General features: G+C 71.2%; 15 protein-coding genes and 1 pseudogene. 10 read left to right on the forward strand and 6 right to left on the reverse strand.

What is annotated here, in order from left to right:
• Positions 1-94: 94 nt before the first annotated feature.
• Both D0T12_RS16915 and D0T12_RS16920 read right to left on the reverse strand, forming a co-directional pair.
• Positions 95-1,738, reverse strand: a complete 1,644-nt coding sequence (locus D0T12_RS16915; protein ID WP_117400575.1) for a DUF885 domain-containing protein — start codon at positions 1,736-1,738, stop codon at positions 95-97.
• 155 nt (positions 1,739-1,893) lie between these two features.
• Positions 1,894-2,553, reverse strand: a complete 660-nt coding sequence (locus D0T12_RS16920; protein WP_117400576.1) for a LysE family translocator — start codon at positions 2,551-2,553, stop codon at positions 1,894-1,896.
• A gap of 1,086 nt (positions 2,554-3,639) precedes the next feature.
• Here D0T12_RS16920 and D0T12_RS16930 point away from each other — a divergent pair.
• The 5 genes from D0T12_RS16930 to D0T12_RS16950 are packed head-to-tail and all read left to right on the forward strand — an operon-like array spanning position 3,640 to position 7,873.
• Positions 3,640-4,656, forward strand: coding sequence for an AAA family ATPase (locus tag D0T12_RS16930; protein ID WP_117400578.1), 1,017 nt, complete (start codon positions 3,640-3,642; stop codon positions 4,654-4,656).
• Positions 4,653-5,714 (forward strand): DUF58 domain-containing protein, encoded by a 1,062-nt coding sequence (locus D0T12_RS16935; RefSeq protein WP_117400579.1) that lies wholly within the window; start codon positions 4,653-4,655, stop codon positions 5,712-5,714. The genes D0T12_RS16930 and D0T12_RS16935 overlap by 4 nt, the downstream gene beginning before the upstream one ends.
• Positions 5,711-6,658 carry a VWA domain-containing protein gene (locus tag D0T12_RS16940; protein WP_117400580.1) on the forward strand — a complete coding sequence of 316 codons (948 nt, stop codon included), beginning with the start codon at positions 5,711-5,713 and terminating at the stop codon, positions 6,656-6,658. The genes D0T12_RS16935 and D0T12_RS16940 overlap by 4 nt, the downstream gene beginning before the upstream one ends.
• 40 nt (positions 6,659-6,698) lie before the next feature.
• Positions 6,699-7,313: a class I SAM-dependent methyltransferase gene (locus D0T12_RS16945; RefSeq protein WP_117400581.1), complete on the forward strand. Its 615-nt coding sequence runs from the start codon at positions 6,699-6,701 to the stop codon at positions 7,311-7,313.
• Positions 7,310-7,873 carry a TrmH family RNA methyltransferase gene (locus D0T12_RS16950; RefSeq protein ID WP_117400582.1) on the forward strand — a complete coding sequence of 188 codons (564 nt, stop codon included), beginning with the start codon at positions 7,310-7,312 and terminating at the stop codon, positions 7,871-7,873. Before D0T12_RS16945 ends, D0T12_RS16950 begins: the two co-directional genes overlap by 4 nt.
• A 25-nt stretch (positions 7,874-7,898) precedes the next feature.
• Here the strand turns inward: D0T12_RS16950 and D0T12_RS16955 are convergent, their stop codons facing one another.
• Entirely contained in the window at positions 7,899-8,483 is a 585-nt protein-coding gene (locus tag D0T12_RS16955) for a helix-turn-helix domain-containing protein (protein WP_117400583.1), read from the reverse strand.
• 118 nt (positions 8,484-8,601) lie between these two features.
• Between D0T12_RS16955 and D0T12_RS16960 the strand changes: the two genes are divergently transcribed.
• Both D0T12_RS16960 and D0T12_RS16965 read left to right on the forward strand, forming a co-directional pair.
• Positions 8,602-9,225: a class I SAM-dependent methyltransferase gene (locus D0T12_RS16960; protein ID WP_117401059.1), complete on the forward strand. Its 624-nt coding sequence runs from the start codon at positions 8,602-8,604 to the stop codon at positions 9,223-9,225.
• 84 nt (positions 9,226-9,309) lie between these two features.
• Positions 9,310-9,519, forward strand: coding sequence for a DUF4287 domain-containing protein (locus D0T12_RS16965; RefSeq protein ID WP_117400584.1), 210 nt, complete (start codon positions 9,310-9,312; stop codon positions 9,517-9,519).
• A gap of 54 nt (positions 9,520-9,573) precedes the next feature.
• Here the strand turns inward: D0T12_RS16965 and D0T12_RS36615 are convergent.
• A pseudogene (locus D0T12_RS36615) lies at positions 9,574-9,807 on the reverse strand (TetR/AcrR family transcriptional regulator C-terminal domain-containing protein); the annotation flags it as partial.
• Positions 9,808-9,908: 101 nt separating this feature from the next.
• Between D0T12_RS36615 and D0T12_RS35925 the strand changes: the two are divergent.
• Together D0T12_RS35925 and D0T12_RS16975 are read left to right on the forward strand one after the other, a co-directional pair.
• Positions 9,909-10,079 (forward strand): hypothetical protein, encoded by a 171-nt coding sequence (locus D0T12_RS35925; RefSeq protein ID WP_199487508.1) that lies wholly within the window; start codon positions 9,909-9,911, stop codon positions 10,077-10,079.
• A gap of 96 nt (positions 10,080-10,175) precedes the next feature.
• Positions 10,176-10,811 (forward strand): SAM-dependent methyltransferase, encoded by a 636-nt coding sequence (locus D0T12_RS16975; RefSeq protein WP_117400585.1) that lies wholly within the window; start codon positions 10,176-10,178, stop codon positions 10,809-10,811.
• Positions 10,812-10,829: 18 nt separating this feature from the next.
• Here the strand turns inward: D0T12_RS16975 and D0T12_RS16980 are convergent, their stop codons facing one another.
• Positions 10,830-11,051, reverse strand: a complete 222-nt coding sequence (locus D0T12_RS16980; protein ID WP_117400586.1) for an EF-hand domain-containing protein — start codon at positions 11,049-11,051, stop codon at positions 10,830-10,832.
• Between the two features lie 130 nt (positions 11,052-11,181).
• Here D0T12_RS16980 and D0T12_RS16985 point away from each other — a divergent pair, with 130 nt between their 5' ends.
• Positions 11,182-11,988 (forward strand): glycerophosphodiester phosphodiesterase, encoded by an 807-nt coding sequence (locus tag D0T12_RS16985; RefSeq protein WP_199487509.1) that lies wholly within the window; start codon positions 11,182-11,184, stop codon positions 11,986-11,988.
• Positions 11,989-12,046: 58 nt separating this feature from the next.
• Here the strand turns inward: D0T12_RS16985 and D0T12_RS16990 are convergent, their stop codons facing one another.
• Positions 12,047-12,319, reverse strand: a complete 273-nt coding sequence (locus tag D0T12_RS16990) for a type II toxin-antitoxin system Phd/YefM family antitoxin (protein WP_199487510.1) — start codon at positions 12,317-12,319, stop codon at positions 12,047-12,049.
• Between the last annotated feature and the right edge of the window lie 86 nt (positions 12,320-12,405).

Genomic DNA, 12,405 nt, shown 5'->3' on the forward strand with positions numbered 1-12,405 from the left:
CCCCTCCGGCAGAACCCCTCTGGTAACCCTCTGACGGGCGACCGCGCGGCACGTGCCCCCCGGGCCCGGGCACCGGCGGACGTCCCGGCCTCTGTCAGGAATGAGCCAGTTCGGCGCGCAGCGCGTCCAAACCCATCGGACCCAGATCCAGGGCCCGACGATGGAACCCCTTCAGATCGAACGCCGCCCCGTCCCGCCGCCGCGCCGCCTCCCGCGCCTCCAACCAGACCTTCTCCCCCAGCTTGTACGCGATCGCCTGCGCCGGACGCCCCAGATACCGGTCGATCTCGAACGCCGCCTCCGCGTCCGTCCCCGGCCGATGCGCCCGCAGGAACTCCAGCCCCAACTCCGGCGTCCACCGCTCCCCCTCATGGAAACCGGTCCCCGCCGGGATCTCCAACTCCAGATGCATCCCGATGTCCAGGATCACCCGGGCGGCGCGGAACTGCTGACCACCCGCCAACATCCCCAGCCGATGCGCCGGATCCCTGTACAGCCCCAACTCGTCCATCAACCGCTCCGCGTACAGGCCCCACCCCTCGCAATGTCCCGGATGCAGCTCACTCGCCACCCGCTGGTACCGGTTCAACCCCGGGTTCAACGCCGTCACACCCAACTGCAGATGATGACCCGGCGCCCCCTCGTGGAACATCGTCGACGGCACACTCCACGTCACGATCTCCCCGAACGGGTCGTCCACCGTCCACCACACCGTCCCCGGACGCGACAGGTCCTCCGCCGGCGCCAGATAGTAGATCCCCGACTCCACCGGCGGGATCCGGCAGTCGATCCGCCGCAACGGCTCCGGAATGTCGAAATGCACCCCGTCCAGGTCCGCGATCGCCCGGTCCGCCAACTCCTGGATCCACCCACGGAACGCGTCCGCGCCCTTGAGCCGATGCGCCGGGTCGGCGTCCAACGCCGCCACCACCGCCGGCAGCGGCTCACCCGGCATCACCCGCCCGGCCGCCTCCGCCATCTCCGCCTTGACCCGCGCCAGCTCCTCCCACCCCCACACGTACGTCTCCCGCAGATCAAGCTCCATGCCCAGAAAATCCCGCACCCCCAGCGTGTACCGGTCCTCGCCCAGCGCGTCCCGCTCCGGCGCCCGCCACGCCAGCTCACCGGTCAGGAACGCCGCGAACTCCCCCAACGCCGCCGACGCCGACCGCACCGCCGCGTCCAAACCGTCCCGCAACGGCCCGTCCCCATACCGGCCCGCCAACTCCACCAGATACGCCGGAGTGTCCAAGCATTCACGAGCGTTCCGCACCACCTGCCGCCGCCCCGCCACCCGCCCCCGCTCACACGCCCGCCGCAACGACACCCGCAACCCGCCCAACGCCCCCGGCAACGCCGCCACCCGCGCCCGAACCGACTCCCAGTCCGTCGCCGGCCCCTGATCCAACAACTCCACCGCCGTACGAAGCCGCTGAACCGGACCGTCGGTGGTGTCCAGAAAACCCTCCGACACCCCCGACTCCGCCACCTCCACCTCGACCTCAAGACGCTCCCGCAACACCGCGGCCGCGACCCGCCCCGCGTCACCCTCCACCGGCGTCCGCGCCAACTCCCCCAACGTCCGCCGCGCCAGCTCCACCCGCGCCGCCGACCCCTCCGGCCCGTAATCGGTCAACCGCCCGTCCTGACCGGCGATCCCCATGATCGCCGCCAGGCACGGGTCCACCGCGGCGAACTCGTCCACATACCGGTCTGCGAGGTCATCCAGTGCGTTCACCGCCCCAGGCTAAGGCTCACCCACCCAAAGATCGATCATGAAAATGTGCCAAAGCGGCGGACCCCACGACGTGCCTTTCCACGTGCCCTTTCCCGTCCCCGCACACGCCGCCCGCGCACGTGTCCGCGCACATGTCCTCCGGCAGCGGCGGCTCCCTACCGTGTCTCGGCCGCCAACCGCACACCCAGAGCCACCAGGACCACCCCCGACAACTGATCCAACCGCCGCCGCACCCCCGGACGGCCCAGCACCCGCCGAGCCGCACCCACCACCCACACCACCACCGCGTACCAGACCAGATCGATCAACGCCCACAGCACCGACAACCCCACCAGCGCCACCGGAACCGACCACCCCTCCGGCACGAACTGCGGAAGGAACGACACCGCGAACACCCCCGCCTTCGGATTGGCGAAATTCGTCACCAGCCCCAACCGGTAAGACCCCCACCACGACCGTCCACCACCCCGCCGCCCAGCATCCGACGGGACACCGCTCCCGTCCCCGATGTCCGCCGAAGCAGCGCCGCCGCGGCGCGCATGCCACAACGCCCGCACCCCGAACCACACCAGCACAACCGCACCCACCACCCGCAACCCGTCATACGCCACCCGCGACGCCGCCAGCAACGCCGACAACCCCACCGCCGCCGCCACACCCCACGCCAGAACCCCGGTCTCGTTCCCCAGCACCGCCGCCACACCCCCGCGCCGCCCCGACCGCATCGACTCCCGCATGATCACGACCGTGCTCGGCCCCGGCGCCATCGCGATCAACACCGCCGCACCCACAAAAGCGACCAAAGTCTCCAGCATCACCCCATGCTGGCCGCTTCACCACCGCCCCGGCAAACCCCTTTCCCCCCGCACGAAACGTCTCAGACAACCGTCACAGCGGCCCGCCGTCACCCGGCGGGACACTCGGCGGCGTCGACGGCGGCCGCGACGGAGACGGGGACGGCAACGGACGCGGCGACCCCGGCGGCCGCGACGGAGACGGAAACGACGGCGTCGGCTCCGGCGGCGGAGGCGGCGGCGCCTTCACCTCAGGCTGACACGCGAACAACACCCCCATCAGCAACGCCACCACCACCAACAACGCCACCAACGTCAACACAACGCTCACCGCACTCCGCCGCGGCGCCACCTCCGACACCGGCCCCGCACCCACCGGAGGCCCCGGCCGCGGAACCGGACCCTCCAACGCCGGCTCCGCCGACCCCGACCAATACGGCTGGAACTGCGGCCCACGCCTCCGCCCCAACCACCGACCACCCCAACCCGAACCCCCCGGCCCCTGGAACTCCACCGGCTCCAAGAACCGCTCCGCCCCCACCCGATCCGCCTCGTACGACGTCGCCACCCACGGCGCCGACCCCTCCGGCTGCGCCGCCACCACCGGCGCCACACCACCCGACCCCCCACCGGCCGAACCCCCCTCACCAGACCGCCCACCAGGACCCGGCACCGCCGCGTTGATCGCCGCACGAAAACGATCCCGCGCCGCCGCGTCCTCAGCCGCACCACGGTTCAACACCGCCACACTCGCCCGACGCCCCTCGTCGTCCACCCCCAGGAACACGATCCCAGCCGCGGACTCCGACAAACGCGCCGACAAACGAAACGGCCCCAGCCGAACAGGATCACCCGGGGGCAACGGCCTCGACATGGCCGCAACCCTAACAACCCCCCACCCCCACCGACTCCCCCACCGGCGACCCCGCCGACCCCCACCCCCCACCCCCACCTGCACCGAACCGCACCAACCCCCACCTCCCCCAACCACCCCGAACCGATCACCACCACCACGCACGTATCCCCAGCGAACGGGTACAAGCGATCGCGTAGGGTCAAAAGGCGCCCGAGCCCGGCACCCAAGGGACGACAATGATAGCACCCCATATGACCATCGCCGCCACCGACGTCGACGAAGCCGCGGCCCTCCTGCAAACCACCCTCGCCGAAGTCAAAAAAGTCATCGTCGGCCAGGACCACATGGTCGAACGCATGATCGTCGCACTTCTCGCCCGCGGACACTGCCTCGTCGAAGGCGTCCCCGGCGTCGCCAAGACCCTCGCCGTCGACACCCTCGCCCACGTCGTCGGCGGCACCTTCGCCCGCCTCCAGTTCACCCCCGACCTCGTCCCCTCCGACATCGTCGGCACCCGCATCTACCACCCCTCCACCGAACAGTTCGACGTCGAACTCGGCCCCGTCTTCGTCAACTTCGTCCTCGCCGACGAAATCAACCGCGCCCCCGCCAAAGTCCAATCCGCACTACTGGAAGTCATGGCCGAACGCCAGGTCTCCCTCGGCGGCAACACCTACCCCCTCCCCACCCCCTTCATCGTCCTCGCCACCCAGAACCCCATCGAATCCGAAGGCGTCTACCCCCTCCCCGAAGCGCAACGCGACCGCTTCCTCATGAAAATCGACGTCCACCACCCCGCCGCCCACGAAGAACTCCAAATCCTCCAACGCATGAGCGTCGACCCACCCGAAGCCACCCAGATCCTCGACACCCACCGCCTCGCCGGACTCCAACGCGCCGCCGAAGAAGTCGCCGTCCACGAACTCATCGCCGACTACATCGTCCGCCTCGTCATGGCCACCCGCGAACCCGACCAGTACCGCCTCCCCGACCTCCGCGGCGTCATCGAGATCGGCGCCAGCCCCCGCGCCACCCTCGGCCTCGCCGCCACCGCCCGCGCCCTCGCCCTCCTGTCCGGACGCGACTACGTCCTCCCCGACGACGTCCGCGCCGTCGCCCGCGACGTCATCGCCCACCGCCTCGTCCTCACCTTCGACGCCCTCGCCGACGGCATCGACGCCACCGACGTCACCAACCAGATCCTCGCCGCCGTCCCCCCACCCCGCGTCGTGTGGAACCACGGAGCGGCGGCGGTGACCACCGCATGACCACCCGACGGCACGGCACCGGACGGCACAGCACCGGACGGCACGGCGGCAAACTCGCCCACCTCGCCCCCGAACGCACCCTGCGCCGCCTCGAACTCCAGGTCACCCGCCGCCTCGACGGCCTCCTCGGCGGCGAACACCTCGGCCTGCTCCCCGGCCCCGGCACCGAACTCGCCGAAGCCCGCCTCTACCAACCCGGCGAGGACGACGTCCGCCACATGGACTGGGCCGTCACCGCCCGCACCACCACCCCCCACGTCCGCGACCTCATCGCCGACCACGAACTCGAAGCCTGGGCCCTCCTCGACCTCACCCCCAGCATGGACTTCGGCACCGCCACCATGACCAAACGCGACCTCGCCGTCGCCGCCCTCGCCGCCGTCGGATTCCTCACCGTCCGCCTCGGCGACCGCGCCGGCGCCTACCTCCTCCACACCGACGGCACGCGCCGCTGGCCCGCCCGCACCGGCAAAGCCGCCCTCTACGCCCTCCTCCACGCCGCCCTGGACTCCCAATCCGCCGACGACGGCACCCCCCGCACCCCCACCCGCCGCCCCGCACCGTCCCCCGACCTCGCCACCGCCATCAGCTCCCTCGACCGCGGCCAGACCCGACGCGGCCTCCGCGTCGTCATCTCCGACTTCCTCGCCCCCGACGGCACCGGCCCCATCCCCACCGGAACCCCCACCGGCCACGACCACCCCGCCCGACCCGACTGGGAACGCCCCCTCCGCCGCCTCACCGCCCGCCACCAGGTCCTCGCCATCGAGATCGTCGACCCCCGCGAACTCGACCTCCCCGACGTCGGACTCGTCGAGATGACCGACCCCGAAACCGGAACCGTCCACGAGATCGTCCTCAACCGCCGCGTCCGCGAACGGTACGCCGCCGCCGCCACCGCGCAACGCGACCACATCCGCGCCGCCCTACGCCGCGCCGGCACCCACCACCTCGTCCTGCGCACCGACCGCGACTGGATCGCCGACATCGCACGCTTCGCCCTCCGCCAACGCCGCGCCGCGGGCCGGCACGCCACCACCGCGGGAGCGCGCCCATGACCTTCCTGTCACCCGAACGCCTCTGGCTCCTCGGCGTACTGCCCCTCCTCGCCGCCCTCTACGTCCTGCTCCAACTACGCCGCGGCCGGCACGCCGTCCGCTTCACCAACCTCGCCCTGCTCTCCCAGGTCGCCCCCCGCCGCCCCGGCTGGCGCCGCCACCTCGCCGCCGCCCTCTTCCTCGTCATGATGACCCTCATGATGATCGGATTCGCGCGCCCCGCCGACTCCGTCAAGGTCCCCCGCGACCGCGCCACCATCCTCGTCGCCATCGACGTCTCCCTGTCGATGATGGCCAGAGACGTCCCACCCAGCCGCTTCGACGCCGCCAAGGCCGCCGCCAAGAAGTTCATCGACGACCTTCCCGCCCGCTTCAACGTCGGCGTCGTCGCCTTCGCCGGCAGCGCCAACCTCATCGCCGCGCCCTCCACCGACCGCGCCACCGCCATCGCCTCCATCGACCAGCTCGTCATGGCCAAACGCACCGCCATCGGCGAAGCCGTCTTCACCGGCCTCCAAGCCGTCCGATCCTTCGACGCCGAAGCCTCCCAGGACCCGCCACCCGCCCACATCGTCCTGCTGTCCGACGGCGACAACACCACCGGACGCTCCGTCCAGGAGGCCATCGACGCCAGCCGCGCCGCCCACGTCCCGGTCTCCACCATCGCGTTCGGCACCCCCTACGGCACCGTCGACATCGAAGGCGAGACCACCAGCGTCTCGGTCAACAAGGAGACCCTGCGCAGCCTCGCCGAGAGCACCGAGGGCAAGGCCTACGAGGCCGCCGACTCCGACGAGCTCCGCGACGTCTACGGCAACATCGGCACCAGCCTCGGCTTCAAGATCGAGCACCGCGACGTCGCCGCCCGCTACACCGGCGTCGCGCTGCTGTTCGCGCTCGCCGCCGCCGGCGCCTCCCTGGCCTGGTTCTCCCGCCTGCCCTGACGGCCCCGCGACCCGCCGAACGCTGATACGGTCGACCGACGTGGGGGAACACTACTTCGCCGCACGGCCGGACGCGGCGTCCAACCGCCGCACCGTCGACCTCGTCCTGCCCGACCTGCACCTGCGGCTCGACACCGACAGCGGCGTGTTCTCCCCCGACCGCATCGACCCCGGCACCCGCATCCTGCTGGAAACCGTCCCCGCGCCGCCCCAGCACGGCGACCTCCTCGACCTCGGCTGCGGATACGGCCCCATCGCCCTCACTCTCGGGAAGCGTTCCCCTCAGGCGAGTATTTGGGGTGTGGATGTTAATCAGCGAGCCTTGGAACTCGCTGAGGATAATGCTCACGCCGCCGGCCTTGACAATGTAAGGTTCAGCTTGATCGACGACCTCGACCCCGACCTGCGCTTCGCCGCGATCTGGTCCAACCCGCCGATCCGCATCGGCAAGAACGCCCTCCACGAGCTCCTGCTCACCTGGCTCGGCCGCCTCACCCCCACGGGCCTCGCCCACCTCGTCGTCCAGAAGCACCTCGGCTCCGACTCCCTGCAACGCTGGCTGAACGACCAGGGCCACCCCACCGAGCGGATCGCGTCCCGATCCGCCTACCGCGTCCTGCGCGTCGCGCCCCGCGTCGAAGGCGGCACCCGATGAGCGACCCGCACCGCCCGCACCCTCCCGCGCAGGGACGCAGGCAACTGCGCGGCACCGACGTCAAGCGCCTCAACCGCGACTGGCGGCGCCGCACCGACGCCCGCCTCCACCTGCTGGTGGAATCGGTCACCCAGCCGTTCAACATCGGCTCCATCATCCGCAGCGCCGCCGCGTTCGGCGTCGAACGCCTCTGGCTCGCCGGAAACGCCACACCCCCCACCCACAAGAGCGTCGACAAGACCGCGCTCGGCACGACCCGCCTCGTCCCCTGGGAACACGCCGGCGGGGCCGCGGACGCCGCCGCGGCCGTCCGCAAGGAAGGCCTGCGGCTGGTCGCCGTCGAACTCACCGCCGACGCCGTCCCCCTCCACGAGGCGCCCCTGGACGGCGACGTCTGCCTCGCCGTCGGCGGCGAGGACCACGGCTGCTCCCCCGCCCTGCTCGCCGCCGCCGACGCCGTCGCCTACATCCCCCAGATCGGACGCGTCGGCTCCCTCAACGTCGCCGTCGCCGCCGCCATCGCCCTCGCCGAGGCCCGCCGGCGCGACTGGACCACCTGACCGTCCCGACACCCTGTGCGGGAAATCAGACGGGACGGAAACGAGCCTTGATGTGAACGCGTTCACCCTGCGGCCCCAGGATGCTCAAGAACTCCACCGGCTCCGCGTCGGCATTGCCGAACCAGTGCGGGAGGTGAGTGTCGAACTCGGCGACCTCACCGGCGCTGAGGACGAAGTCCTGGTCACCGAGCACCAGGCGCAATCGCCCATTGAGGACGTACAGCCAGTGATACCCCTCATGTGACCGGGGATCGGGCTCACGATCGATCGGGCCCGCCGGAAGGATCTGCTTGTACGCCTGCAACCCGCCGGGCTTGCGGGTCAACGGAATGACGGTCATGCCCTCGTGGGTGAACGGCCGGAGAAACACCCGGGGATCGACGCGGGCGGGCGCGCCGACGAGTTCGTCGAGCGGCATCCCGTACGCCTTCGCCAGGGGCAACAGCAGATCCAGGCCCGGCTTGCGCTGCCCGGACTCCAGCCGGGAGAGGGTGCTGATCGGAATACCGGTGGTCTCCGACAGGGCGGTCAGGGTGGCTCCGCGGCGGCGACGCAACGCACGCAACCGGGGTCCGACCGCGGCCACCACGGCATCGAACTCCTCGCTCATACAGGCCACTGTGCCCACGCTTTGCACTTCTCGCAAAGAACTTTGCCAACCCGTCGAGGAAGGAGCAGGGTCGCCGGCGGAGGTGGTCACCACCATGGACCGGAAAGTGGACGGGCAAATGGACAGACAAAAGGTCGCTCGGTTCTGGGAAGAGCGGTATTCCGGCCGCGCCCGAGTCTTCAGCGGCGCGCCCAACGCGGTGCTCGTCACCGAGATCACCGACCTGCCGCCGGGTCAGGCCCTCGACGTGGGATGCGGTGAGGGCGCCGACGCGCTCTGGCTGGCCCGCCACGGCTGGCAGGTCACCGCCGTCGACATCTCCCTGACCGCCCTGCGACGCGCCGCCGCCACGGCCGGGGACGTCGCCGGCCGGGTGGCCTGGGCGCGGGCCGACCTGACCGTCACGCCACCCCCTTCCGCCGCGTTCGACCTGGTGTCCGTCCAGTACTTCCCCCTGGCCCACCAGCCCGGCCACACCGCGCTGCGCGGCCTGCTGGGCGCCGTCGCACCCGGCGGCACCCTCCTCGTCGTCGGCCACGACCTCGCCGGCCTCCCCCCGCGCGACGACAACGGCGTCGATTACGGCGACTACTACCAGCCCGGCGACATCGCCGAACTCCTCGACCAGAACTGGACCGTCCTGATCAACGAAACCCGCCGACGGACCACCCCCGCCCCCGCGGGCACACACCACACCCACGACACGATCTTGCGAGCCCGACGGCCGCCGACCGGACGGTGAACGCCGAACCCAGGCGAACAACGACTCCACCTGCCCCGATATCGTCCACATGGCCTCGCCATCAACAGAATCGGAGCCCAGACCATGACCGCATCGGCCAAAGGCAACCCCGCCAGCTACTTCCCCGCGATCGAGGCCAAGTACGGCCGCCCCGTCCAGGAATGGATCGACCTCATCAACGCCTCACCCTTGACCAAGCACATGGAGATCGTCGGCTGGCTCAAGACCGAGCACGGCCTCGGGCACGGCCACGCCAACGCTCTGGTCGCCCACACGCTCGCCGGCAGGAAGTAGACCGCCGGTCCCCGCGAGGCCGCCGCCCTGGAACAGGCGCCATGCGCGGTAGTGGTCGAGGAACATCGCCACGCCCCCGGTGATGAGGCGATCGGCGGTCTCCTCGTCGATGGGCGTGCCGTAGGTGGCGCGGATGAGGTGGGGATAAAGGGCCAGCGAGGAGAACTGAATGATCGCCAGGTCGATGCCCGGGACAGCCAGGACGCCCCGGTCGATCTGGCGTCGCAGTACTTCCGACACCGAAAAGAGCACCCCATGCTTGGAGATCATCCAGACGTGCACACGCATGGCCTGGCGCGCCGACCAGCGCGAGTGGGACCGGCTCGAGGCCGTGTTCGCCGACAAGGTCACACTCGACTCACACCAGCCTGAACGGCGGTGAGCCCGCCGTGCTGACCCCACGCCAGATCATCGAAGCGTGGTCGGCCACCCTCGGCGGCACCTACCGCTTTGACCTCGCCCATACCACCGCCGGATGGCGGATCACCAGCGTCGTCATGACCGCCACCTGGGCCGACGGAAACCAGAACCTTCCCGCCCTCGCCGCGGCCCGTAGCTGAGACAGGGCCGCCGCTCGGCGAAGGCGCCGTCGCCCTGATTGCGGAAACGGCAACAGGGTTCGCGGGCCGTCCCGGTGCGGGTCCACCATCGGGGGCATGGACGACACCACCACCGGCCAGGAGTACTGGGACGCCCGCTACGGCGAGCACGACCACCTCTGGAGCGGCGAACCCAACGCCGTCCTCGTCCGGGAGGTCACCGGGCTGGAACCCGGCAACGCCCTGGACCTCGGCTGCGGCGAGGGCGCCGACGCGATCTGGCTCGCGCGGCACGGCTGGCGCGTCACCGCCGCCGACATCTCACGCGTGGCCCTCGACCGCGCCGCCCACCACGCCGCCACCGCGGGCGTCGCCGACCGCGTCGACTTCCAGCGCCACGACCTCGCCGCGTCCTTCCCCGAAGGCACCTACGACCTGGTCTGCACCGCGTTCCTGCACTCCCCGGGGGAGGACATGCCCCGCGCGGCCATCCTGCGCGCCGCCGCCGACGCCGTCGCACCCGGCGGCATCCTGCTCATCGCCGGCCACGCCGGTCCCCCACCCTGGGACCCGGACGCCCACCCGCACGCGCACCTACCCACCGCCGATGAGGTCCTGGCCTCGCTACGGCTGCCGGACGGCGCCTGGGACGTGCTGCTCAGCGGCGAGCACGAACGCCTCCAGACCGCCCCCGACGGACGCGCCATGACCCGCACCGACAACCTCCTCAAGATCCGGCGACGCCGGACCTGACGGCGGCACCGGACGACGTCAACGGCGGGCGGTCCGCTCCATCAGCGCGGCGAACTCCGGCAAGGAGATCTTGCCGTCCCCGTTGGCGTCGGCGGCCACGACCACCTCCACGGCACGAGTGTCGGTGATGTCCTGCCCGAGCCTGCTCATCAGGTTCTTCAACTCGGCCGTCGAGATGTACCCGTCGCCGTCCACGTCCACCAACTCGAACGTCGCCCGGTACTCGTCCACATTCGCCATCGGCTCGCTTCCCTCGTTGATCGATTGCCGCGCCGACCGTAGCAGCAAGCCTTCACCAGCCCCATGCCTTTACATAGTAAGGTCATGCTTGGTCGAGAGGCCCGACCCGAGGTCCGTCATAATCGGACGGGTGCGCGGCTCGTACGAATTCCTCGACCACCCCGGCCCGATCCCCTTCGCCCACCGCGGGGGCGCCGGCGGGGCGCCCGAGAACTCCATGGCCGCGTTCCAGCGGGCCGTCGACCTCGGCTACCGCTACCTGGAGACCGACGCCCACGCCACGGCCGACGGCGTCGTCGTGGCCTTCCACGACCGCACCCTGGACCGCGTCACCGACCGCGCCGGGACCATCGCCCGGATGCCCTACGCGCAGGTCGCCAAGGCCCGCATCGGCGGGACCGAGCCCATCCCCCGGCTGGAGGAGCTGCTCACGTCCTTCCCGGACGCCCGCGTCAACATCGACCTCAAGGACGCGCCGGTCATCGGCCCCCTCGCCGCCGCGCTGCACCGCGCCAAGGCCTGGAACCGGGTGTGCATCACCTCGTTCTCCACGCGCCGGCTGGCCCAGATGCGCGCCCGGCTCCCCCTGTTCACCGGCCACGACGTGTGCACCGCGCTCGGCCCCCGCGGCGTGATGGCCCTGCGCGCCAAGTCCTACGGCGGCCCCACCGCCAAGCTCATCCGGCTGGCCGCCACCGGCGTCGCCTGCGCCCAGGTCCCCTACGGCCTCGGGCCCCTCCCGTTCGTCACCGACGCGTTCATCGCCCGCGCCCACGAACTGGGCCTGCGGGTCCACGCCTGGACGGTCAACGACCGCGCCGCCATGGAACGCCTCCTCGACCTCGGCGTGGACGGCATCATGACCGACGACCTCCTCACCCTCCGCGACGTCATGGACGCACGCGGCCTGTGGGACCACCCCACCGCCACCACCTGACCTGGCCGCCTGACCTGGCCGCCTGACCGACTCGCCGACGCGGCCCGGTCCGCGGGACTCAGCGGGTGAAACCGGGCGGGCGGTACTCGGCCGCGACGCGCATCGGCGACGGCGCGGGCCGCGGGTGCTCCACGGGCGCGGCCGGCTGCGCGGGCTGCGTCAGCTCGACGCGCTGCGACCGGATCGTCTCCAGGAGCTCCAGATCCTCCGGGCTGACCAGCGCGGCCATCACCCGGCCCCGCCGCGTCAGCTTGACGGGCTCGCCGGTGTAGGCGACCCGGTTCACCAGGTCGGCGAACTGGGCGCGTGCTTCGGTTACCGGAACATCCACGTGATTCATCGTATAGCGAAACCCTCCGTCCTCCTCTGGCCTCGATCCGCCACCACCACTACGGTCCAATGTACGTAATGTACATT

The organism is Actinomadura spongiicola (assembly GCF_003432485.1).
Lineage (GTDB): Bacteria > Actinomycetota > Actinomycetes > Streptosporangiales > Streptosporangiaceae > Spirillospora > Spirillospora spongiicola.